Source organism: Kribbella sp. NPDC002412, from assembly GCF_053592935.1.
Map to the genome: position 1 here is coordinate 1 of NZ_JBSFBL010000049.1, position 22135 is coordinate 22135.

23 protein-coding genes are annotated in these 22135 nt (G+C 67.9%); 11 read left to right on the plus strand and 12 right to left on the minus strand.

Annotation, left to right across the window (positions count from 1 at the left end; all coding sequences use genetic code 11):
* The coding region (locus ACWCOV_RS31580; protein ID WP_449832985.1) for a hypothetical protein at positions 1-556 on the minus strand (556 nt) is incomplete at its 3' end.
* Between the two features lie 570 nt (positions 557-1126).
* Positions 1127-1516, minus strand: coding sequence for a hypothetical protein (locus ACWCOV_RS31585; RefSeq protein ID WP_449832986.1), 390 nt, complete (start codon positions 1514-1516; stop codon positions 1127-1129).
* Between the two features lie 148 nt (positions 1517-1664).
* Here ACWCOV_RS31585 and ACWCOV_RS31590 point away from each other — a divergent pair, with 148 nt between their 5' ends.
* Positions 1665-2552: a phosphotransferase family protein gene (locus ACWCOV_RS31590; protein ID WP_449832987.1), complete on the plus strand. Its 888-nt coding sequence runs from the start codon at positions 1665-1667 to the stop codon at positions 2550-2552.
* Positions 2553-2649: 97 nt separating this feature from the next.
* Positions 2650-3123 (plus strand): hypothetical protein, encoded by a 474-nt coding sequence (locus ACWCOV_RS31595; RefSeq protein ID WP_449832988.1) that lies wholly within the window; start codon positions 2650-2652, stop codon positions 3121-3123.
* Between the two features lie 30 nt (positions 3124-3153).
* Here ACWCOV_RS31595 and ACWCOV_RS31600 read toward each other — a convergent pair whose 3' ends face one another.
* The 5 genes from ACWCOV_RS31600 to ACWCOV_RS31620 form a co-directional block, all read right to left on the minus strand.
* Positions 3154-3807, minus strand: coding sequence for a response regulator (locus ACWCOV_RS31600; protein ID WP_449832989.1), 654 nt, complete (start codon positions 3805-3807; stop codon positions 3154-3156).
* A complete protein-coding gene (locus ACWCOV_RS31605; RefSeq protein ID WP_449832990.1) occupies positions 3804-5012 on the minus strand; it encodes a sensor histidine kinase in 1209 nt (402 codons plus the stop codon). Before ACWCOV_RS31605 ends, ACWCOV_RS31600 begins: the two co-directional genes overlap by 4 nt.
* Position 5013: 1 nt before the next feature.
* Entirely contained in the window at positions 5014-6087 is a 1074-nt protein-coding gene (locus ACWCOV_RS31610) for an FAD-dependent monooxygenase (protein ID WP_449832991.1), read from the minus strand.
* A 105-nt stretch (positions 6088-6192) separates the two neighbouring features.
* Complete coding sequence (locus tag ACWCOV_RS31615; RefSeq protein ID WP_449832992.1) at positions 6193-7347, minus strand: Dyp-type peroxidase; 1155 nt, start codon at positions 7345-7347, stop codon at positions 6193-6195.
* A gap of 199 nt (positions 7348-7546) precedes the next feature.
* Positions 7547-8152: a MarR family winged helix-turn-helix transcriptional regulator gene (locus ACWCOV_RS31620; RefSeq protein ID WP_449832993.1), complete on the minus strand. Its 606-nt coding sequence runs from the start codon at positions 8150-8152 to the stop codon at positions 7547-7549.
* Between the two features lie 91 nt (positions 8153-8243).
* Here ACWCOV_RS31620 and ACWCOV_RS31625 point away from each other — a divergent pair, with 91 nt between their 5' ends.
* Complete coding sequence (locus tag ACWCOV_RS31625; RefSeq protein ID WP_449832994.1) at positions 8244-8459, plus strand: ester cyclase; 216 nt, start codon at positions 8244-8246, stop codon at positions 8457-8459.
* Here the strand turns inward: ACWCOV_RS31625 and ACWCOV_RS31630 are convergent.
* The gene (locus ACWCOV_RS31630; protein ID WP_449832995.1) at positions 8438-8776 is read right to left on the minus strand and encodes an ArsR/SmtB family transcription factor; all 339 of its coding nucleotides are present in this window, start codon (positions 8774-8776) and stop codon (positions 8438-8440) included. The two genes, ACWCOV_RS31625 and ACWCOV_RS31630, sit on opposite strands and share 22 nt — an antisense overlap.
* A gap of 61 nt (positions 8777-8837) precedes the next feature.
* On the opposite strand from ACWCOV_RS31630, the gene ACWCOV_RS31635 reads away from it, so the two are divergent.
* On the plus strand, positions 8838-9881 hold the full coding sequence (locus ACWCOV_RS31635) for a flavin-containing monooxygenase (protein WP_449832996.1): 1044 nt from the start codon (positions 8838-8840) through the stop codon (positions 9879-9881).
* Here ACWCOV_RS31635 and ACWCOV_RS31640 read toward each other — a convergent pair.
* Both ACWCOV_RS31640 and ACWCOV_RS31645 read right to left on the minus strand, forming a co-directional pair.
* Positions 9865-10233 (minus strand): ArsR/SmtB family transcription factor, encoded by a 369-nt coding sequence (locus ACWCOV_RS31640; protein ID WP_449832997.1) that lies wholly within the window; start codon positions 10231-10233, stop codon positions 9865-9867. The genes ACWCOV_RS31635 and ACWCOV_RS31640 overlap by 17 nt on opposite strands.
* Positions 10234-10345: 112 nt before the next feature.
* A complete protein-coding gene (locus ACWCOV_RS31645) occupies positions 10346-12460 on the minus strand; it encodes a PhoX family protein (protein WP_449832998.1) in 2115 nt (704 codons plus the stop codon).
* Positions 12461-12696: 236 nt separating this feature from the next.
* On the opposite strand from ACWCOV_RS31645, the gene ACWCOV_RS31650 reads away from it, so the two are divergent.
* The 7 genes from ACWCOV_RS31650 to phoU all read left to right on the plus strand — a co-directional run bounded on the left by ACWCOV_RS31650 (position 12697) and on the right by phoU (position 19450).
* The gene (locus ACWCOV_RS31650; protein WP_449832999.1) at positions 12697-13719 is read left to right on the plus strand and encodes a PstS family phosphate ABC transporter substrate-binding protein; all 1023 of its coding nucleotides are present in this window, start codon (positions 12697-12699) and stop codon (positions 13717-13719) included.
* Between the two features lie 2 nt (positions 13720-13721).
* A complete protein-coding gene (gene pstC / locus ACWCOV_RS31655) occupies positions 13722-14714 on the plus strand; it encodes a phosphate ABC transporter permease subunit PstC (protein WP_449833000.1) in 993 nt (330 codons plus the stop codon).
* Positions 14714-15610, plus strand: coding sequence for a phosphate ABC transporter permease PstA (gene pstA, locus ACWCOV_RS31660; RefSeq protein ID WP_449833001.1), 897 nt, complete (start codon positions 14714-14716; stop codon positions 15608-15610). Before pstC ends, pstA begins: the two co-directional genes overlap by 1 nt.
* Before the next feature lie 25 nt (positions 15611-15635).
* The gene (gene pstB / locus ACWCOV_RS31665; RefSeq protein ID WP_449833002.1) at positions 15636-16535 is read left to right on the plus strand and encodes a phosphate ABC transporter ATP-binding protein PstB; all 900 of its coding nucleotides are present in this window, start codon (positions 15636-15638) and stop codon (positions 16533-16535) included.
* A 6-nt stretch (positions 16536-16541) separates the two neighbouring features.
* A complete protein-coding gene (locus ACWCOV_RS31670; RefSeq protein ID WP_449833003.1) occupies positions 16542-17348 on the plus strand; it encodes a response regulator transcription factor in 807 nt (268 codons plus the stop codon).
* Positions 17349-17428: 80 nt separating this feature from the next.
* Positions 17429-18775, plus strand: coding sequence for an FAD-dependent oxidoreductase (locus tag ACWCOV_RS31675; protein ID WP_449833004.1), 1347 nt, complete (start codon positions 17429-17431; stop codon positions 18773-18775).
* A 24-nt stretch (positions 18776-18799) separates the two neighbouring features.
* Positions 18800-19450, plus strand: a complete 651-nt coding sequence (gene phoU / locus ACWCOV_RS31680; RefSeq protein WP_449833005.1) for a phosphate signaling complex protein PhoU — start codon at positions 18800-18802, stop codon at positions 19448-19450.
* Here the strand turns inward: phoU and ACWCOV_RS31685 are convergent.
* Together ACWCOV_RS31685 and ACWCOV_RS31690 are read right to left on the minus strand one after the other, a co-directional pair.
* Entirely contained in the window at positions 19422-20654 is a 1233-nt protein-coding gene (locus ACWCOV_RS31685) for an MFS transporter (protein ID WP_449833006.1), read from the minus strand. The genes phoU and ACWCOV_RS31685 overlap by 29 nt on opposite strands.
* A 1-nt stretch (position 20655) precedes the next feature.
* Positions 20656-22062: an FAD-dependent oxidoreductase gene (locus tag ACWCOV_RS31690; protein ID WP_449833007.1), complete on the minus strand. Its 1407-nt coding sequence runs from the start codon at positions 22060-22062 to the stop codon at positions 20656-20658.
* Positions 22063-22135 lie beyond the last annotated feature (73 nt).

Here is a 22135-nt window from a genome sequence, read left to right on the forward strand (position 1 = left end):
GGGGGAAGCTTTTCAGTCTGCCCAGGACGTTGTACTGATCGCCGGCGATCGCCACGACGATCGCGACGACGACGGCGATGGCCACGGCCCACAGCCAGACCGCGAGACCCTGTTTGATGCCGTTGAAACGGGCCATCCGGCCGGCGACGTAGCCGCCGCAGTAGTAGGCGATGAACAGCACGACGAGCACGAGGATGGCACCGGCGAGGCCGATGGTTCCTGAGTTGGCATCTGCCCGGCCCGTGGCCTCGGCGGCGCTGGTGCCCGTCGCGACCCCGACCGCGGTGCCGGCAGCTGTGACCAGCGCGGTCAGCAGGATTGCTGTACCTGTAGCCGTCAGCCAACCGAAGAAGGCCGACCCGGCCTTGATGCCGCCGTATTCTTCCTTCTCCCGATCCACGACACTGTGCCGGTCCCTGGCCACGCTGACTTCTGGGCCATACGCAGTACTGTCGTCGGCCTCTCTGCGGCTCTGATCGGAGTTCGCCACCGCCTGGTCATGGTGGTCGCTTTGGATGCTCGGCGAGTCCGCGACCTGTTTCCTGGGGTTCTCCATCGCGTCTCCTCCCTCGGTGTGGTCGCGGCCGAGACGGTCACGATCCCTCCCAGCAGACGGCTGATAGCGCACCGTCAGTACCCCGGCCAAACCCGTACAAACGAACCCAAACCCGCAAATATCCAACGCCCGCACGACGCCCCGCCGGTACCAGACCAACTCAGGAGCGCCCGCGCAGGCCTGGGCGGGCGAGCACGATCAGGAGGCCGCTGACGACGACGAGCAGTGGTCGGGCGCGCGGTAGCGCGTAGTTCGCCGGGCGGCAGCCCGCATACTGTCGGCGGCAGCCGACGAAAAACTGCACCGGCGACAAGCCGAGGGGGTGGGCGGGAACGTGCGGAGCGGGCGCGTCGAGGAGCGCAGCGACGACGAGCGCCCGCGTAGCACGCGTGGGAGGACTACCTGATCCGCATCCCGGAGATCGCTCGGGCGATGACCAGGTGCTGGATCTCCGAGCTTCGAAGATGGTGTAGATCTTGTCGGTGCCCGCCGGAACGCTCTAGCGCGCAGCGCCGATCCGTCCATGCGCTGCGGGTGTGCACGCGCGGCGGCGCCGCGGCGGGAGTTACATCATGGTTTGAGGGTGATGCCGAGCACCTGGTAGGCAAGCAATGCCATGGCTAGGAATACGAGGCTGGTGAAGACGAGGTCTTCGATCCAGTCGACGATTCCGGGCTTGCGCGCCGCCATGATCTTCGGGTTGTAGTACAGGATCGACACCGCGGTCACGCTCGCCGAGAAGATCAGGCCGGCCCAAGGCGCCCAGCGGAAGCCGGCGAACAGCGATCCGATCACCACGGCGGCTACGACGTACAGCGCAAGGTCGGACTTCACGAATGCCGCGACGGAGTCATGGGGCGACGTACCGGCCTTGACTATGGCGCGGTAGAGCTCATAGGTCAGAGAAAGCGCGAAGGCCACGACGAGAACCCACGCCGCCTGGTCGACCAGATCTGTCATGCCGGCTCCAGCTCGAAGAAGTCGGCCACTGTCTTTCGGCCACGACGGCAAGGCGTCATCAAGGTGCCATCAGCAACGGACATCGCGGGGTTGCACACGCACCCTTTATAGGTTGCCTGTCTACTTATCGTCAACTACGCTCGATCCCGTGACACCTCAAGAACCAGCTGACCCGGACCAGTCCTCAGACGCGGACGTTCGCCACCTGGTGGATATCGGCTTGCCGGGCTTCGTCGTCCGAATCGTCGTACCCCTTGGCGCGGGACTGGACAACGTCGCGTACGAGGTGAACGGCGAACTCGTCGTCCGGATCCCTCGCGAGCCCGGTTCGGTACGACGGGAGGCCGCCTTGCTGGCCCGGCTCGGACAGGTGAGTCCGCTCCCGGTGCCCGAGCCGGCCTTCGCACTGGCCGAGCACAACTGCATGGCGTACCGGAAGCTCGCCGGAACTCCGATCATCGACGTCCCGATTGCCGACCACGCGTCGTACGCCGTTCCCGTCGGCGCTGAGCTCGGCGCCTTCCTCGCTGTTCTGCACACGTCGGATCTCGATCAGTGGACCGACCTGGTCGACGTCGACGACGAACCGTTGGCCGGCTGGCGCGAGGAAGCAGCCGAGCACTACGCGGACGTGGCTGCGGCGTTGGCACCAGGCCACCACCGCAGGATCGAGGCATTCCTGCGCAGCCCACTTCCGGAACCGGCGCGGAAACTCGTCTTCTCGCACAACGACCTCGGCATCGAGCACGTTCTCGTTGCTCCAGGCACCGAGAAGGTCACCGGCATCATCGACTGGTCCGACGCCGCCGTCTGCGACCCGGCGAGGGACTTCGGTCTCGTTCTTCGCGACCTGGGTCCCGCAGCCTTGGACGCGGCGCTCGCTCAGTACCCCGGTGGCGACGATCTTCGTGACCGCGCAGGGTTCTACGCATGCTGCTCGCTGCTGGAGGACCTGTGTTTCGGCCTCGAGACCGGCCGTGCCCGCTACGTCGACAAGTCGCTCGCCGGCCTGGAGTGGGTGTTCGCGCGGACGTGAGCGTGCGCAACCGCGGAGGAAGGTGTCGCGTTCCAGCGACCACGATGTCGCTTCTGGCGGGATGTCCGCCGGCCCCGCCACTTCTACGGTCGACGTCATGGTGAACGCTGCATCCAATCCGAAGACCACCACAAGCACGCTGGGGCGCCCGTTGTGGCAACTCGCCGCACTGTCGCTCCTCGCCGCGCCCCGCGTCGCGCTGCACGATCTCAGCCTGATCCCGAACTCCGCGGTCGCCGCAGTGCTGGTGTTCGCGCCGGCGGCCATCTGGATCGCGGCGACGTTGCGGTCGCCCGCCCGATCGCCCCTGCTGACGCTGCTGGTCATCGGCATCTTCTACGGCGTCATCCTGGCGCTCGGGCACAACCTGTTCTGGGACGAGGTCTTCACGACCGGCACGCCCGGTCTCGGTGGCAATCTCGACGGCACGTTGTCCCCGGGCACCGAGGAAGTCGTGCTGCGCGGCGCGATGAGCGTCAGCAGTCTCTTCACCGGAGCAGGCACCGGGCTGGTGTGCGGGCTGGTCGCTCTTCTCATCCAGTTCCTGCGCGGACGCGCCGCCGGTCGATGAGCGTGGCGCTCCCGCTCGGGGGTCGGTCGGTCAACGACCGACAAGGCCCCAGCGGTGGGCCAGCACGATCAGCTGGGCACGATCGCGCGCTTGCAGTTTGCTCAACAGCCGGCCGACATAGGTCCGGGCCGTCTGCGGGCTGATGAAGAGTGCGCGGCCGATCTCCGCGTTCGTCGAACCGGTGCCGATCTCGGTGAGGACCTCGAGCTCCCGCACGGTCAACGCGTCGATCCTCGGGTCGCGTTCGTGCGGACCGGCCGACTGCGCCACCTGATGCATCAGCTGCCTGGCAACAGCGGGCGCCAAGACCGCGTCGCCCCGAGCAGCAGCGTGGATCGCGCGCCGCAGCTCGCCTGGTTCGATGTCCTTGAGCAGGTAACCGGTCGCGCCGGCCCGAACTACCTCGAGGATCTCGTCCTGGTCGTCGAAGGTCGTCAGCACCAGAACCGGAATGTTCCTGAGCACAGGGTCCGCACGGATGGCGAGCGTGGCCTCGATTCCTGACATCACTGGCATCTTCAGGTCCATCAGATACACATCGGGCCGCAGTTCACGACCCACGCTGAGGGCCTGCCGGCCATTGCCGGCCTCACCGACCACTTGAAGCGTGGGGCACGCGTCGATGAGGGCTCGGAGACCGGCTCTCACCAATGCCTGGTCGTCGACGAGCAGTACGCGGATCATCTCGGACCTCCAACCGGGATGCTGGCACTGACCCGCCAGCCGTCGCCTGCGTGCACTTCCAGGACTCCCGCCAGCGCGCGGATCCGTTCCTCCATTCCCGTCAGCCCGTTGCCGAACTCTGAAACTGCCGTCGATCGATGCGACGCGCCGCCGTTGTCGGTGACGGAGACCTCGAGGTTCCCGTCGCCGTCAGAGCCGATGTCCACTTCGATGCGAGAGGCATCCGAATGCTTCAACGAGTTCGTCACCGCCTCCTGCACCAGGCGGAACACGGTTTGCTGGATCTCCGGGCCGGCCCGCAGATCGGTGTCCATGCGCAGCTCGATCGCCACGCCCGCAAGCGCGGGATCGTGAAGCATGGCAGGGATGTCGTCGAGGGTGAGATCCGCCGGCCGCTCGGTGTTCGACGACCTGAGCAGCGTCACAGTGGACCGCAGGTCAGCCAGCGCCTCGATCAGGGCGGCTCGCACCCGGTCGAGTGGGTCATCCCTGCCGTCGGCTTCACCGGCGCCAAGCGCGTCGCCGTACCTCTCCTTGGCGACTCCGGTGAAAAGTACAGCTACCGACAGCGAATGACCGAGGGAGTCGTGCAGATCGCGAGCGAGTTTCAACCGTTCTTCGCGGCCTCGCGCCTCGGTCTCGAGCTCGCGTTCGCGCGCTGTCAGGTACGCCAGCACGCGGCCGCGTTCGGCGATCTCGCGGCGGGTCCGGACGCTGTACCCCAGGGCGATCACGGCTGCGATCAACGTCGCGTGCGACACCAGTTCGTAGCCGAGCACGAAGGCCACCGGCTGCCCGGCCGCGAGCCGGTAGCCGGTCGAGGCGAGCAGAGCGACCGCTCCGGTCACGACGGCGGCTCCGGCGTGCCGGGCTTCGGCGGCCGAGTACAGGGCGGCGGCGATCGGCACGGCTACCCCGATCGCCGGGAAGCCCGCTGCGTAGTACGTGAAGAACCCGACCGCGGTCATCGCCAGCACGAGGGTCGGTGCCTGCCGGCGCAGCATCATCAACGCGCCCAGACCAAGCGCCCACACATAGGGCATCGGGTCGACCGGCCGGGAACTGGCTTGGGCGGCAACGACGAGCGAGACCGTCCCGGTCACGGTCAGGCACAGCGCCGCGTCGATCGCGCGTGGGCCCGCTCCGCCGCTACGCCCTCGGCCAAGGTCGGCATCCGACAGAGCCGCTGCGTCGACTGTCGACATATCAGGCGGGCGTTCCGAGCGCGAGCGCGAGCCTGAGAATGCGATCCCGTGCTCGTGTGTATCGGCGTACCTGGCTCAACTTGCCGGCCCACAAGGCCATCCGGGCGATGCGTTGCGTCGCCCGGCGTCGCCGACGGTCGTACTCGGCCAGTCCCTCGGCGACCGTCGCCGTCGCAGCAAGGCACTCGGCCAAGGTCACGCCATCGATCAGAGCCTGGCAGGCCCCTTGCCCGAGATCGGGAGTCATCGCGTGGGCAGCATCTCCCAGCAGTGCGACCGTACCGCGCACGTACCTGCGCAGCGGCGGGTCCAAGTAATGCAGGTCGTGACGCAGTACCTCCGAGGCGTCGTACTGGCCGAGGATCGACGGGATGGGGTCATGCCAGTCGCCGAACAGCCTGCGGAGTTCGGTGACGTCGTCACCCGGCGGTCGGTAGCCCTCGGGCGCGGTCAGAACGGCGTACCAGTTGGTCCGGCCCGGCTCGTACGGCGTCAGTCCGAACTTGACCCCTGCTCCCCACGTCTCGCCGCCCTCGGGGCAGTCGACATCGGCCACACCGCGCCACACCGTCGCACCGGCGAACCGCAATCGGGAGACATCGCCGAACACGTTTGTCCGGACCACACTGCGAATGCCGTCCGCGCCGATCAGGACGTCGTACCGACTACGCAGTTCGTCGACATCTCTGACCGGCGAGTCGAATCGAACGACGCCATCCGGAAGGGCCTCGGCGAGCAGGCCGAGCAGCGCGGGTCGTGACAACAGGTAGACGGGTTCTCCGTGGCGTTGCTGGATCCGGGCGACGTCGAGCGTCGCGAACGCCGTACCGTCAGGACGTCTGAAGACTCCGTTGCCTTGCAGTCTGCCCACGTCCCGCGCTTGAGTTCCCACGCTGAGCGTGTCGAGAGCCCGCAGCGCACTCGGCCACATCCCCAGTCCGGTGCCGGTACGAGGCAGTCCGCTGGAGCGTTCGAAGACGGCTACGTCCCAGCCGGCCTGACGCAGTCCGATGGCGGCGGCCAAGCCACCGACCCCACCCCCGATGACGGCTGCAGCACGTTGAGCCCTCAGCACGAAATCACCTTCCGGCCACTCGCAGAACAGACAGGACGACAATGCTAGCTCAGCTACATGTAGCCAGACAACTTATATGTCGCGGCCGTCGAGTTGCACCGCAGCTCAGACCAGCCCCTGTGCCAATGACCGACCCGCGCGCACTCCCGCAGGGATCGCGAAGATTCCGCTCCCCGTGGGCTGCAGAAAGCGATTCAAATCGTCCACGGTGGCCAGCACATGCTGCGCCTGGACGAACTGCCGGACCGGGTCCTGGTTGAAGGTCAGGAACAACAGACCGGCGTCGTAGCCATCGTGCCCGGCGTGATCGTGCCCGTGTCCGTGACCGTGACCGTGAGACGCTTGCCCCTCCGTCCCGTGCCCTGACGCCGCGTGGGGATCAAAGCCCCGGTCGTAGTTGTACGAGCGGCGGTACATCTCGAAACGATGCATCTGCCGCACGTGAGCACGGGCCGGGATCGCCGGGCCGCCTGCAGAATCCGTCGCGTCGAGGTCGAGCGGCGTGGACGGGTCCGCCCCGGGCGGCGCCGAGAGTGGCGATCCGTCGGCGCGGCGTCCGACTGCCTGGTCCTGCTTGGCGACCGGGGTCAGCGACCACTCCGGCAGCCGCAACCGGATGCGCCGGAACACCAGGTAGGTGCCTCCGTGCATCCAGATGGGTTCCGCTGTGTTGTCGGCCCAGACCAAGCGGTCCCGGCCAGGACCAGGTGCCGGGTTCGCCGTACCGTCATGCAGTCCCAGCAGATTGCGAGGAGCTCGCCCGCCGGTGGGCGAGCTGATGAAACCCGTATCCGACCAGCGAAGCATCGCCAGTCCCACGGTGGTCGCCCGCAATTGCAGAAAGGCATGACTCAGCACCTGGGGGTCGTCCGCGCAGAGCTGCACGATCAGATCGCCATCGCTGCGCAACGGGTCGAGCGCGTCGCCCGGAAACGAAGGCAACGGGTCGAGCTTCGCCGGTCGATGCGCGGCCAGGCCGAAACGGCGATCGAAAAGGCCCGGGCCGAAACCGACTGTCATCGTGAACCGCGCCGGACCAAGCCCGGCGGCGATCCCCGAGTCAGCCGCCAGACCGGTCGGCCGTTGCTCGCGTGCGGGGGCTGGGCTGCCCTGACTCAGCGCGACACCGAGGGCTGTCCAGCCGTCGAGGAGCCGGCGCAAGCCGGCCCGGTCGGCGGTGACGTCGAAGGCCGCCAGTACGACGTTCGACTGCTGCTCGGTGACGATGCCCGCCTGATGGTCGCCATGGAACGGCACCACCGGGCTCGGCGCCGCGGAGGCATCGGTGGAACGGAGTTGTGTACCCACGCCCGCACCGACGGCGGCCGCGGTGGCCGCCGAGGCGCCGTGCGTGAGAACAGCACGACGCGTCGGCCGGACGCGTTTCGCAGGAGGTCTCGAGTCGGAGAGCATGGAGCCCAACCTACAGGGTCCCTGTAGGTTGGTCTGGGGCGGCAGTTCAGGTGGCGCGTTCGACGGTGGCTCGCACGACCTTCCCCAGCAGGGATGCGAGCGTCTGGCGCTCGTCCGCATCCAGCGGAAGCCAACCGTCAGACATCGCGGCTATCGACTGGTCCGCGGCCGCCAGGGTCCGCCGTCCATGCGGCGTCAGCAGAAGCCGCGCCGCCCGGCCGGCCTGGGTGGGATCGCGCGGCGCGATGTGGCCGCTGGTCTGCAACGCCTTGATCGACGCCGTCATGGTTTGGGCCGTGACATTGGAACGGCGTGCCAACGCGGAGTACGACAGGTCAGGCTCGGCCGCGATATGCGCCAGGATGCCCAATCCCCGCATCCCGATGCCGAACGCGGACAGCACCTCTTCGACCCTCACCCGAGCCGACCCGCCCGCCATCGCCAGCAGGAACGTCAGCTTTCCCAGCATCGCGGGCGGCTGCGGGCCCCCGAGTTCATCAGCCATGAACGCATCGTCCCACGACGCAGGACCCGCGCCGCGATCGCTGAACCACGTGCCGCCATCGCCTTCCAACTCAGGCGAACGCCACAACTCCGGCCAGCCGAGCACCCGCCAACTCGCAACCGCACCCCAGTCGATCAAGCGCGCCATCCAGGAGCACGCGTACCGCCGGCCATGATCTGGCTCAGCGTGTGGTCAAGGTCGCCGGGAGTAGGAGTCTTTGCCAATTGCTCGACATCTCGTGACCGCCGGACATACCGTCCGCGTCCACGGCAACGGCGCATGGCAGGGCCATCCGCCCACCGGCAGACGCTTCGACAACGTCGACGAGGTCAGCATCTACACACTCCAGAACGGCCGCATCACCGCAACGTGGAGTCTGGAGGACAACCTCGGACGCCACCTAGCAAGGACTGCTGCCAACCGAATGCGAGGTCAGCAGCAGTTCCGCAAGTAGGTCTGCAGATCAGTGAGGGCCGCTGAGGTGCCTTGTTTGTCGGCGCGGTAGAGGACTGCCTTGCCTTCGCGGCGAGAGGTGACCACTCCGCCGCGGCGGAGCAGGTCCAGTTGCTGGGAGGCGGTGGACTGACCGATGCCGGCCTGGTCGGCGACCTCGTTGACGGAGAGTTCCGCGCCTCGGGCGAAGAGGAGCATGATGCGCTGCCGGGTTGGGCTCGACAGGGCCTTGAGGAAGTCGTGGGTGGCGGCGCGGAGCTCGACCGGCTCGGCGGCGGCGCAGGCGGGCACTGTCTGCGGGTCTGCTTGCTGCGCCATGCGTTCAGGGTAGCCAATATCTTCATTTCGTCATATCGGGATATTACGATATGTTGGCGTCATGACTTCCACAGACAGGTCTGTCGTGATCATCGGTGGCGGGCAGTCGGGACTGGCCGGAGCGTTCGCGGTCCGCGATGCCGGCATGCGTCCAGTTTTGCTGGAGGCCGGCCGTCGGACGGTCGGGTCCTGGCCGCAGTACTACGACAGCCTGACGCTCTTCTCCCCCGCCCGATACAGCGGCTTCCCCGGTGCGCCGTTCCCGGGAGACCGGGATCGCTACCCGACCAGGGACGAGGTGGTGACCTACCTCGAGAAGATCGCGCTCGGCCTCGACGCCGAGATCCACACCAGAACCCGAGCAACCTCGGTAGAGACGTCAAGCCGCGGGTACGTCGTGCACACCGACAGCGGTGCCGAGTTCCCAGCCGCCGCGGTGATCTGCGCCAGCGGCTCCTTCACCAACCCGCACATCCCGAACATCCCCGGCGACTTCACCGGCCAACTCCTGCACGTGGCCAACTACCGCAGGCCCGAGCAGTACGCCGGTCAGCGCGTCGTCGTGGTCGGCGCCGGCAACTCAGCCATCCAGGTCGCCTACGAGCTCGCGGAGCACGCCAAGGTGACGCTGGCAGTACGGCGACCCATCCAGTTCGTCCCCCAGGTCCGCGGCGGCCGCGACCTGCATTTCTGGCTGCACCGGCTGCGATTGGATCTGCTGCCTCCTTCGGTACTGAGCAGGCTGGTCCGCGGCACTCTCGTCCTGGACACCGGCATCTACGCCGACGCACTGAAGTCCGGCCGGCTTGACCAACGACCGGTGTTCACCAGTTTCCAAGGGGACACCGTCGTCTGGGCAGATGGCACCCGCGAGCAGGTCGACGCCGTCATCTTCGCCACCGGCTACCGGCCGAACCTCCCGTACCTGAAGGCCCTGGGCGCGCTCGACAGCACCGGGACGCCGATCCACAAGCGCGGAGTCTCGCTCACTCACCCCGGGCTGGCGTACCTCGGCGTCGAGTTCCAGCGATCGTTCTCATCGAACACTTTGCGGGGCGTCTCGCGCGACGCGGAGTACGTGGTGAGGGCTATCGCAGAAAGGTAGGCCCGGGCAGGAGAGCCCGAAGGGTCTGCAACTGCTCCGGCACGATCGAGTACCACGACCACAGGCCGCGCTTGTCCCGGGCGAGGATTCCTGCGGTGGCGAGGATTTTCAGGTGGTGGCTGATCGTCGGCTGGCTGAGCTCGAGCGGCTCGGTCAGGTCGTTGACGCAGGCTTCGCCGTTCGGGCTCGCCTCGATCATCGCGAGGAGCTGCAGCCGCGTCGGGTCCGACAGGGCCTTGAGTATGACGGCCAGCCGTTCGGCCTCGTCGCGGTCGATCGCGATACCGGTCACCTGGTGAGCACTGCCGCTGCTCTGCGCGCCGACTTGCGCGGCGCTCTGACGGGGGCTCACGCCAATAGTGTAGATCGCTGCCCTCGCAGAAAACGTATTGGGTGCAAATATGTTCACGACCTAGACACCATCGGTCCGGCCGCCCCGGTCAGCGAGGCGGCCGGCCCGGATGTCAGGCGCCGATCTCGCCGCCGTCGGGCCGCCAGGTGACGACCACGGCGGGCCGGGCGAAGTTGCCGTCGGGCCAGGTGCTGGCCGGGCTGTCCACCGACGCGCCAGTGATCTCACCGGGGTGCTGCACCGACACGACGACCGACTTGTTGTCCGGTACGACGTACGCCGAAGCCTGCTCGGCGCCACGCGGAACCGACAGGAACTGCTTCGCCTTGCCCCGTTCCGGCCCTTCGACCGCAACCGCGAACAGCCCATCGTGGAAGTTCGTTCCGGCATGGTCGACCAGCGCGTTGCCGTCGGTGGAGATCCACAGGTTGCCGTGGGCATCGAAGTCGAGGTTGTCCGGGCAGGAGATCGGCGACACCTTCGTCTTGTCGTAGCCGGCGAAGTACGTCGACGGATCCGCCGGGTCACCGCAGACGATCGGCAGCGACCAGGTGAACGTCTCGCTCACGTGGTTCCCACCGTCCTCGACGAGCTCGAGGATCTGGCCGTGCTTGTTGCTCTTGCGCGGGTTCGCCTCGTCCGCTGCGGCCTGACCGGCGGCACCCCGGTTGCTGTTGTTCGTCAAAGCGACGTACACCTTGCCGGTCCGCCTGCTGACCTCGATGTCCTCGGGTCGGTCCATCTTGGTTGCGCCGACCTTGTCTGCGGCGAGTCGCGTGTGCACGAGCACCTCGTCGATCGCCATCCCGGCGACCAGTGACTTGCCGCCGCGGGTCAGCGGAACCCACGTCCCGGTCCCGTTGAAGGCGCCGTCGTCCGGCAGCTTGCCGGAGCCGTCGATCTCGGCCGGGCTGGTGAAGCCGAGCTTGGCGACGTACAGGCTGCCCGACTCCAGCAGCCGGCGGTTGTTCTCACGATCGGATTTCGAGTTGCCGGCGCGGAGCTTGCGGTCGGAGACGAACTTGTACATGTAGTCGAAGCGTTCGTCGTCGCCCATGTAGGCCACGACCTGACCGGACGTGGCGACCACGACAGCGGCGCCTTCGTGCTTGAAGCGACCGAGGGCGGTGTGCTTGCGCGGCGTGGAGTCCGGGTCGTACGGGTCGACCTCCATGATCCAGCCGAACCGGTTGGGCTCGTTCGGTGTCTTCGTGACGTCGAAGCGCGAATCCATCTTGTCCCAGTTACGGCTACCCGACGGGTAGCGCTTGGTAACGTCGATGCCGTAGCGCGCGAGTGCCGGCTTTGCGGCCGCCGGAGCGCCGTCCGCTCCGACGAAGTACTGGTTGAAGTTCTCCTCGCCCGACAGCACAGTGCCCCACGGCGTCAGACCACCTGAGCAGTTGTTCAGCGAACCCAGCACCCGTAGGCCGCGCGGATCGGCAGCGGTCCGCAGCAGCGGCGACCCCGCGGCGGGGCCGGTGAACTCCATCGGCGTAGTGCCGGTCAGGCGGCGGTTGTAGTGGCGCCGGCCGTGCGAAACGACCCGCCACTCCCCCGTGTGCCCAACGCGCTCGACCTCGACCACGCTCATGCCGTGCGCGGCCAGCGCGATGCGCATCTGCGCGACCGTAGCCGTCACGCCTCCGGTATAGCCGCGGAACATCAGCTCCTCGTTGGTGTACTCGTGGTTCACCACCAGCAGGCCGCGCGTGAACCGGCGGTCCAGCGGCACCACGACCAGGAAGTCGTTGTTGTAGCCGAACTGACCAGCCTGCGCCGCCGCACTCTGCTTGTCGACGTTGAAGGCGGGCGCGCCCGGCAGGATCGGCTCACCCCACCGGATCAGCACCTGCTCCTCGTACCCGTTGGGCACAATCACCGTGTCGAGCGTGTTCGGCGGGATCGCCTTGAAGGTCAGCCCAGCGCCGGATGGGCCGCCTCCCGGCGACGACGAGCCGGACACGGCGCCGGCCGGAGCAGCAGCGGCCGGTACGGCGCCTGCCGCACCCGCCCCGATCACGAGCGCACCGACCGCGCCCGCCTTGAAGATGCCGCGCCGCGACACCTCCGTCTTGACGGCATCACCGAAGTACTCGTTCCCGGATGTGTTCGGCGCCGGGTGCGCGCAGGCGTTCCCGCACCGGTACAGACAGGTCATCGAACTGCGGCCACCATGGCCGTCTGCCAGCGGCAGCAGCCGGCGTGGCTCGTCAGCGAGCGTCATGCGTCCCCTCCTGGAGATCGAAGCAGTCGCGGCGACGCTAACAACTACATAGGCGCTCATCTATGTAGTTACCAGTGGCCAGTCCGTGACCATTGGGTGAACAGCCACCCGTGGAGACCGCCTGATCACAGGCCGGATCCCATACATCGACATTCGTCTATCTACAGCCCTTTGATCACCACCCGTTCACCTGGCGTTTACATCGAACTTCTTCGATCTAGTTGTCACGTGAACGCGTGGCAGCTCGCGGTGTCCCGGTCTCCGGGGCCTACAACATGGAGGGTTGCCCGGTGGTCATCCGCCCGGTCAAGCACATGCGCTACGTCGCCGTCTCGGCGGCCGCCCTGCTCGCCCTGACGGCGTGCGGTGGGAACAACAATGAGAGCTCCGGGGACAGCGGCAGCGGCGATGCGCTGTCCGGCCAGGTGGTCGTCGACGGCTCGAGCACGGTCGAGCCGCTCACCGCGGCTGCGGGCGAGCTGTTCAAGGAGGAGCAGAGCGGCGTCGACGTCGCCGTCGGGACCTCCGGTACCGGCGGTGGCTTCAAGAAGTTCTGCGCCGGCGAGACCGACATCTCGAACGCGTCCCGTCCGATCAAGGACGAGGAGAAGGCGCTCTGTGACAAGAACGGCGTCAAGTTCTCCGAGCTCCAGGTCGCCAACGACGCGCTCACCGTCGTCGTCAACAAGGAGAACAACTGGGTCGACTGCCTCACCGTCGCTCAGCTGAAGGCGATCTGGGAGCCGGGCTCGAAGGTGAAGAGCTGGAACCAGGTCGACCCGAAGTTCCCGAACGAGCCACTCCCCCTGTACGGCGCCGGGTCCGACTCCGGGACGTTCGACTACTTCACCGGTGAGATCAACGGCGAAGAGGGCAAGAGCCGCACCGACTACAACCCGACCGAGGACGACAACGTCACCGTGCAGGGCGTGTCCGGCGCCAAGGGCGCGCTCGGCTACTTCGGCTTCTCGTACTTCGAGGAGAACGAGGACAAGCTGAAGGCCGTGAAGGTCGACGGCGGCAAGGGCTGCGTGGAGCCGTCGGTGGCCACCGCGCAGGACGGCACGTACACCCCGCTGGCCCGCCCGCTGTTCATCTACCCCTCGGACAAAGGCCTGCAGAAGAAGCAGGTGCTCGGGTTCGTCGAGTTCTACCTGGAGAAGAACCAGGAGATCGTCGAGGCAGCCAAGTTCGTGCCGCTGACGGACGCCCAGAAGGCGACCGCGAAGACCGAACTGGACAAGCTGAAGGCCCAGTGACCATGCCGGACACAACGGCTGACACCGCGACGAGTGCCTCCTCCGCGAGGAGGGGGCGCCCGCCCGCCTGGCGCGGGCCTGCGGTCGACCTGGGACAGCAACACCCCCGGCGTGGTGAGCGAGTCATCAAGATTCTGCTGGTCGCGGCGGCCTGGCTGTCCGTCGCGGTCACTGTCGGCATCGTGGTGTCGCTCCTCGCCCCGACGATCACGTTCTTCACTCACGTCGGACTCGGTGACTTCCTCTTCGGCACGGAGTGGACCGGAGGTTTCGGCAACAAGTTCAGCTGGACCGACAAGGCGTGGGGCGTGATGCCCCTCGTGGTCGCCACCTTGATCGTGACACTGATCGCCCTGGCCGTCGCGGTACCCCTTGGGCTGGGGGCAGCGATCTACCTGAGTGAGTACGCCTCCGAGCGCGTCCGCAAGGTGCTCAAGCCGGTGCTCGAAGTCCTGGCCGGAATCCCCACCGTCGTCTACGGCTTCCTGGCGCTGACGATCTTCACGCCCATCCTCGGCAATCTCGTCCAGTTCACCACGATCCACAACATGCTCTCGCCGGGCATCGTGATGGGCTTCATGATCGTCCCGACCGTCGCATCACTCAGTGAGGACGCGATGTCCGCTGTACCGCTGGCACTGCGGCAGGGGTCCTACGCCCTCGGCGCGAACCGGATGAAGACCACGCTGCGGGTCGTGTTCCCAGCAGCACTGTCCGGGATCGTCGCGGCGATCGTGCTCGGGTTCTCGCGGGCGGTCGGCGAGACGATGATCGTCACCATCGCGGCCGGCAGCCGGGCCCAGCTGACCTTCGACCCGCGCGAAGGCGCACAGACGATGACCGGCTTCATCGCCCAGGTCGCCAGCGGCGACGCGCCCCAAGGCTCGCCGGTCTACTACTCGTTGTTCGCTGTGGGCGCCCTGCTCTTCGCGATCACCTTCCTGATCAACCTGGCCAGCATCCGGCTGGTGCGCAAGTACAGGCAGGCCTACTGATGACCACAGCCACCACGATCCAGGCCGGCACGCTGACGCGTGGCCGGCGGCGAGACGGCATCGTCTCGGCGATCTTCGCCACGGTCCTCTGGGTGTGCCTGGCGCTGATCTGCGTGTTCCTGTTCTTCATTCTCGCGGTGATCGTGCAGAAGGGACTCGCGCGCCTCGATGCAAGCCTGATCGCGAACCAGCCGTCGAAAATCCGGCCCGAGACGGCCGGGGTGCAGTCCGCGTTGCTCGGCACCTTGTGGGTCGGCGCCATGACCGTCCTCATCGCACTACCGCTCGGCATCGCCGCCGCCGTCTACCTGGAGGAGTACGCGAACCCGGCGAGATGGTGGAACCGGGCGATCGAGCTCAACATCCAGAACCTCGCCGCCGTCCCCGCAGTCATCTACGGCATCCTCACCCTCGGCTTCGTCGTCCGCGGCCCGCTCTCGGTCGGCGCGGTCGTGCTGGCCGGCGGTATCGCGCTGGCCCTGCTGATTCTTCCGGTCATCATCATCACGGCCAGGGAGGCGATGCGCGCGGTGCCGCGTGAGATCCGGGACGGGTCACTCGCACTCGGCGCGACCGAATGGCAAACGACCTGGCTCCAGGTGCTGCCTGCCGCCCTGCCCGGAATCGCGACCGGCTCGATCTTGGCGATGTCGCGGGCAATCGGCGAGGCGGCTCCGTTGATCCTGGTCGGCGCGACCACCTTCGTCACCTTCAACCCCGATGGAGTGCTGTCGAAGTACACCACCCTGCCGGTGCAGATCTACAACCTCGTCCCGCAGGACCGCGACGCGTTCCGCGACCTCGCGTACGCCGCCATCCTGCTGCTCATCGCCGTCCTGCTGGCCATGAACGCCGTCGCGATCTGGCTGCGCAACCGCTACCAGCGCCGCTGGTGACATGACCACCCCGGGAGACCACCCCATGACGAACGTCGAACCAGACCTCGCCACCGTTCCCGAGACGGTCGGCGCGGCGGGCGCACCGCACGAGATCCACGTGGAGCTCGGCGACCGCACCAACCACCGCTCACCGGCGGCCGAACCCGACGGCGTGATCGAACTGCGCGACCTCGAGGTCTACTACGAGAAGTTCCTCGCCGTCTCGGGCGTCGACATGGTCTTCGGCAGCAAGGAGATCACCGCGCTGATCGGCCCGTCCGGCTGCGGCAAGTCGACCGTACTGCGCTGCCTCAACCGGATGAACGACCTCGTCCCCGGCGCCCACGTACTCGGGAACGTCACGTTCCACGGCGTCGACATGTACGACCCCAGCGTCGATGTCATCGAAGTCCGGCGCCGGATCGGCATGGTGTTCCAAAAGCCCAACCCGTTCCCCAAGTCGATCTACGACAACGTCGCCTACGGCCCTCGAGTCACCGGCATGAAGCCGAAGAACATGGATGACGTCGTCGAGGAGGCACTGCACGGCGCGGCGCTGTGGGACGAGGTCAAGGACAAGCTCAAGCAGAGCGCCTACGGCCTGTCCGGCGGCCAGCAGCAGCGGCTGTGCATCGCCCGGACGATCGCCACCAGCCCCGAGGTGATCCTGATGGACGAGCCCTGCTCGGCGCTGGACCCGATCGCCACGGCCAAGATCGAGGACCTGATGATCGAGCTGGCCAAGACCTACACGATCATCATCGTCACCCACAACATGCAACAGGCCGCTCGCGTCTCCCACCGGACGGCGTTCTTCACCGCAGCGGCCGACGAACACGGCCAGCGGACCGGCCGGCTGGTCGAGTTCGATCACACCGGCAAGATCTTCGGCAACCCGTCCGACCAACGCACCGAGGCCTACATCACCGGCCGGTTCGGCTGATCCGCCATGACCGCCCCGATGATGAACGCCAGGGAGTCACACGGCCACCACCCCGTACGCACTCGCCGACGATCCGCGCACCCGGCCCACCGGAAGCTGGAGTTCCGCATCTCGGTGCTGGTCGTCGATCATGGTGACGCGGTCGACGAACTGCTCACCGCCGCGCTCGCGCAGCCACTCGAGGTACACGTCTGCACCGATGCGGCCGAGGCACTTCTCCATGTCGGCAAGCTGTGCCCCGATGTCGTCCTGCTCGGCCCCTGCGGCGGACGGCTCGACCCGATCGAGTTCCTCAGCATCGTCCGCGCCGACGACCCTGAGCAACCGGTCATCGTCGGCGCGGACGCCGGCTGCAGCGAGTTCACCAGCCGCGCCAGCGACGCCGGCGCGAGCGCAGTGGTCCCCCGGCCGTACCGGGTCCGTGAGCTGCTCGCCCTGATCAACTCACTCGCACCGGCCCCGAACCAGGTCGATCTGCGCCCGCTCGCACTGAACCTCGGACGGTTGCGGGTCGACGGCGCCGTACCGCAGATGTGGCTCGACGGCCGCCAGATCGAGCTGCCGCCGATGGAGTTCTTGCTGCTCCGGTTCTTCGCCGAGCGGCCCGGCGAGCTCGTCACCCGCGAGGAGGTCCGGGAGGCCGTCTGGGGCAAAGGCGTGACGATCCGGAGCAACACGCTCAACGTCCACATCATGCGGCTGCGCAAACGCCTCAGTGACGACGAGCGGAACCCGCAGTGGATCAAGGTCATCCGTGGACTCGGGTACCAGTTCAAGGTGCCACCTGTTGTCGGCCAGGAATTCGCCGAATGATGTCCGGCCGGGAAACCGCCCGTCCATCCGGTTTGCTTGCCTGAGGCAAAGTCTGTTGCGGACGACGGGAGCTGGGGACGATGCGGATTCTGGTGGTGGGCGGTTCCGACGCAGGGATCAGCGCTGCGCTGCGGGCGCGCGAGTGCGCCCCTGACAGCGCAGTGACCATGCTGGTCGCCGACGCCTACCCGAACTTCTCCATCTGCGGCGTCCCCTATCACCTGTCCGGCGAGGTCCCTGACTGGCGCGACCTCGCCCACCGTACGGCGGCCGACATCGAAGCGACCGGCATCGACGTCCGCATCAACCACACCGCGACCGCCATCAACTCGGCCCGCAGGGTCGTCACCGTCAACGGAGCCCTCGAACTGGACCACGACCGGCTGATCATCGGCACCGGCGCCGAACCCCTCCGGCCGCCCGTCGGCGGCCTCGACACTCTCGGACCGGCCGATGGCGTCCACCTGCTGCACACCATGGACGAGGCACGCAGGCTCGACGACGACCTGCGTCGGCGCGACGCCCGCCAGGTGGTGATCATCGGCGCCGGCTACATCGGCATCGAGATGGCCGAGGCGTTGACGACCAGGGGCATCGGCGTCACCGTGCTCGAGCGGCTCGACGGCGTCCTCCCTCGCACGCTCGACCGGCAACTCGCCGACGAGATCACCGCCGAGCTCGAGACCCATGGCGTCGAGGTTCGCTGCGGCACGACCGTCACCGAGGTACGACGCGACGCCGGTGAGCTGACCGTGGTCGCCGACGACGCCAAGTGGACCGCCGACGCCGTCCTGGTCGTCAGCGGCGTCAGGCCGAACACCGAGCTCGCCGCGGCCGCCGGCGTACAATTGAACGACCACGGCACGATCATCGTGGACCGTCAGATGCGCACCAACCTTCCGGATGTCTGGGCCGCCGGCGACTGCGTTCATACCCATCACGTCTTGCTGGCCGGGCCGGCGTACCTCCCGCTCGGCACCACCGCCCACAAGCAAGGCCGCGTCGCCGGGGAGAACGCCGCGGGCGGCGCCAAGGAGTTCGCCGGGATCGTCGGCACCCAGGTCGTCCGCGTCTTCGACCGGGTGGTCGCCGCCACCGGCCTGCGGGATTCCGAGGCGACTGCAGCCGGCTACGCACCTCTCACCGTGCAGAGCACCGCAGACGACCACAAGCGCTACTACCCCGGCGCCACCCCGATCCACATCCGGCTCACCGGCGACCGCGACAGCGGCCGGCTCCTCGGCGCCCAACTGGTCGGTACTCACGGCGCCGAGATCGCCAAACGCGTTGACACGTACGCCGTAGCACTGCAAACCGGCCGCACGGTCGAACAGCTCCTCGACCTCGACCTCGCTTACACACCGCCCCTGGGCAGCCCATGGGACGCCATCCAGCTCGCGGCACAGCACTGGCTCGCAGCGCGATAACCGGCACCACACCCGGAGGCACACATGCGCGACATCTACCACGAGCAACTCGACGACATCCTCGCCGAGCTCGAACGCATGACCCGAGCCGTCTCGACCGCGGTACAGCGCTCGACCAACGCACTGCTGACCACCGACCTCGGCACCGCCGAAGAGGTCATCGCCGCCGACGCCCAGCTCGACGCCACCGGCGAGATGGTCGAGGAGAAGGTGTTCGTCCTGATCGCCCGCCAGGCGCCGGTCGCCAACGAGCTCCGGATGCTGGTCGCCGCGTTGCGGATGGTCGCCGACCTCGAACGGATGGGTGACCTCGCTGCGCACGTCGCGAAGCTCACCCGGCTCCGCTACCCGTTGCCCGCCATCCCGGTTGACCTCGAGGGCCTCGTCGAGGACATGGGCCGGGTCGCACGGCAGATGGTCGACCAGGCCGGCGACGTCATCCACACTCGCGACGTCGAAGCCGCTCAGCGGATCGCGTCGACCGACGACGAGATGGACAAGCTGCGCAGCAGCCAGTTCCGGCTGATGATGGACGCGTCCTGGCCGCATGGTGTCGAGGCCGCCGTCGATCTCGCGCTGCTCGGCCGCTACTACGAACGCATCGCCGACCACGCCGTCTCGATGGCCCGCCGCGTCATCTTCCTGGTCACCGGAGAGATGCCGGCCGCGCAGTAGGCTGTCGTTTGACCAGCAGCAGGAGTACGCCGGCCAGCGCGCAGGCTCCCGCCACGGACAGGACGAGCGGCCGGTAGCCGACGGCCGCGACCAGCAACGCGCCACCGAGCGGCGCGGAGGCTTTGGCGACCAGGACGGGCGCCGCGAGAGTTCCTGCGACGGTGCCGTAGCCGGCGGCGCCGTACCGGTCGAGCAGGATCGCCGGTGTCGCGATCGACGCGACGCCGAAGCCGAGTCCGAACAGAACCAGGCACCCGATGGCTCCTGGCACCTGACGCCCGAGGACTGGCAGCAACCACATCGCCACCCCTTGCCCGACGAAGATCACACCCGCGATCGTGGCCATCGGCAACCATCGGGTCGAGAGCGTAGTGACGACCCGCCCGGTGACCGAGAGCAGTCCGAGAAGTCCCGCCAAAGTCGCGGCAAGGGCGGCAGGGTGGCCGAGGCTGATCAGATACAGGACCAGATGTACGGCGATCACGGCCAGCGCGGCACCGTGCAGCACGAAAGTGGCCGCCAGCAGCCAGAAGGCGGGATCACACAACACCCAACTGGGCGATCGCCGCCGGTGCCGCTCTGCCCGGTCGAGGACGGGCTTGGAGCGCCGCAGAGCCAGACCGTGCAGCGGCACGGTGACGACCGCCAGCAGCACCGCGAGGAGCACCAACGTCGGCCGCCACTCCAGCCGGGCGACCAGCTGACCGGTCAGCGGAATGAAGATCGAGCTCGCGAAGCCCGCGACGAGAGTGACACCTAGCAGTGCCTTCGCCCGCCGTGCCGGATCGGTGACGGCCACGACGACCGCGAACGCCGGCTCGTACAGAACCATTGCGGACGCCACACCGATCAGCACGAAGATGGCGTAGAGCTGCGCCGCGGTATGGACCTGCGACCATCCCAGCACCGCCAGCGAACCCAGCACCGACCCGGTGGTCATCAGCGCATGACCGCCCCGGGCGTCCAGCCATCGCCCGACCGGTATGGACAGCAGGCCGGTGACCAGGACCGCAACGGTCAAGGCGCCGGCGGCAGTCGCGTTCGAGATCCGGAGGTCGCGGCCCATCGGGCCGAGGATGACGCCGAAGGCGTAGTACAGAACGCCGTACCCGACTGTCTGGGTGACGGCAAGCGCGCCGACCAAACCTCGCGACCCGGCCCTGGCCGCCGTTCGGTGCTCGACCAGACCCGGATTCGCAGTCATCTCAGTTGCAGCAGCCCGACTGAGTGGTCGGCTTGGCCTCGACCACCGTCAGCAGACCGCCGCTGATCCCCGTGGCCAGGCCGCGCCCGGCCGGCGCCTCGATGCCGACCGCCTGCGGCGCCGGGCCGCAGCAGCCGCCCACGGACTCGTCGGCCGAGTCGCCGTACGCGAGGTTCGACGAGCAGACACCGGTCTCGGGCAGGTTCAACTGCACGTCGCGTGCGGAGTCCCAGTCGCCGGCCAACGCGGCGACGACTGAGCGGGCCTGCTCGTAGCCGGTCGCCAGCAGGAAGGTGGGCGCCCGGCCGTACGACTTCGCGCCGACCGCGTAGTACCCCGGCTCGGGGTGCGAGAGCTCGTCGACGCCGTGCGGCGGAACCGTTCCACAGGAGTGCTGGTTGGGGTCGATCAACGGGGCCAGCGCGCGCGTGGATCCCAGGATCGGGTCGAGGTCGAGCCGCAGCTCGCCGACCATCTCGTGATCCGGCCGGAAGCCGGTCGAGTTCACCACCGTGTCCACGACAATCGTCCGGTCCCCCGCGGCCAGCTCCACCCGGCCATCCGCCGTACGGTTGACGGCCTCGATCCGGAAGCTGCTCACCAACTCGACGCGGCCCGACTGCACCAGCCCCTTGAGCCGAGTGCCCAGCGCGCCGCGGGCCGGAAGCTCGTCGTCGGCGCCACCACCGTAGGTCCGGGCCTGATTCGCGCCACGAACCACCCACAGCACCTCGGTGGCCGGCTCCTGCGCAGCCAGATCACCCAGCTCCAGCAGCGTCGTCGCCGCCGAGTGACCCGCCCCGACAACCGCCGTACGACGACCAGCGAAGCGCTCACGGTCACGGACCAAGACGTCCGGCAGCGCAGCCGAGATCGCGTCCGCCACCTCAGCCTCGCCACGAGCCGGGATCCCCGAACCACCCAGCACGTTCGGCCGGCGCCACGTCCCCGCCGCGTCGATCACCGCGCGCGCCAGTACCTCCTCACCATCAGCCAAGCGCACCAGGAACGGCGCTTCCTCACGACCCGCGGTCCGGATCCGGTCGAACCCGACCCGGGTCACGGCGGTGACCTGAGCGCCGTACTTGATCCGGTCACCGAGCTGGGGCGTCTTCGCCAGCGGGGCCAGGTAGGCGTCGATCAGGTCCCCACCGGTCGGCAGGTCGTCAAGGTTGGGCCCGATCCAGTCGGTCTGCTCCAGCAGGCGGCGTGCGGCGCCGTCGATGGCGTAGCGCCACGGGCTGAACAGCTTCACGTGCCGCCACTCGTCGATCGCCGCGCCGACGCTCGGGCCCGACTCGAGTACATCGAACTCCAGCCCGCGCTCGGCCAGGTGCGCGGCGGCGGCCAGCCCGACCGGCCCCGCGCCGATGACCACGACCGGAAGGTCCTTCGATGGAACGCTCATAACAACTCCCCAAGACTCTGTGCAGGGCCGGCGCCCGGAACCCGCGCCGCCGACCTGAGTTGATGATCATCTA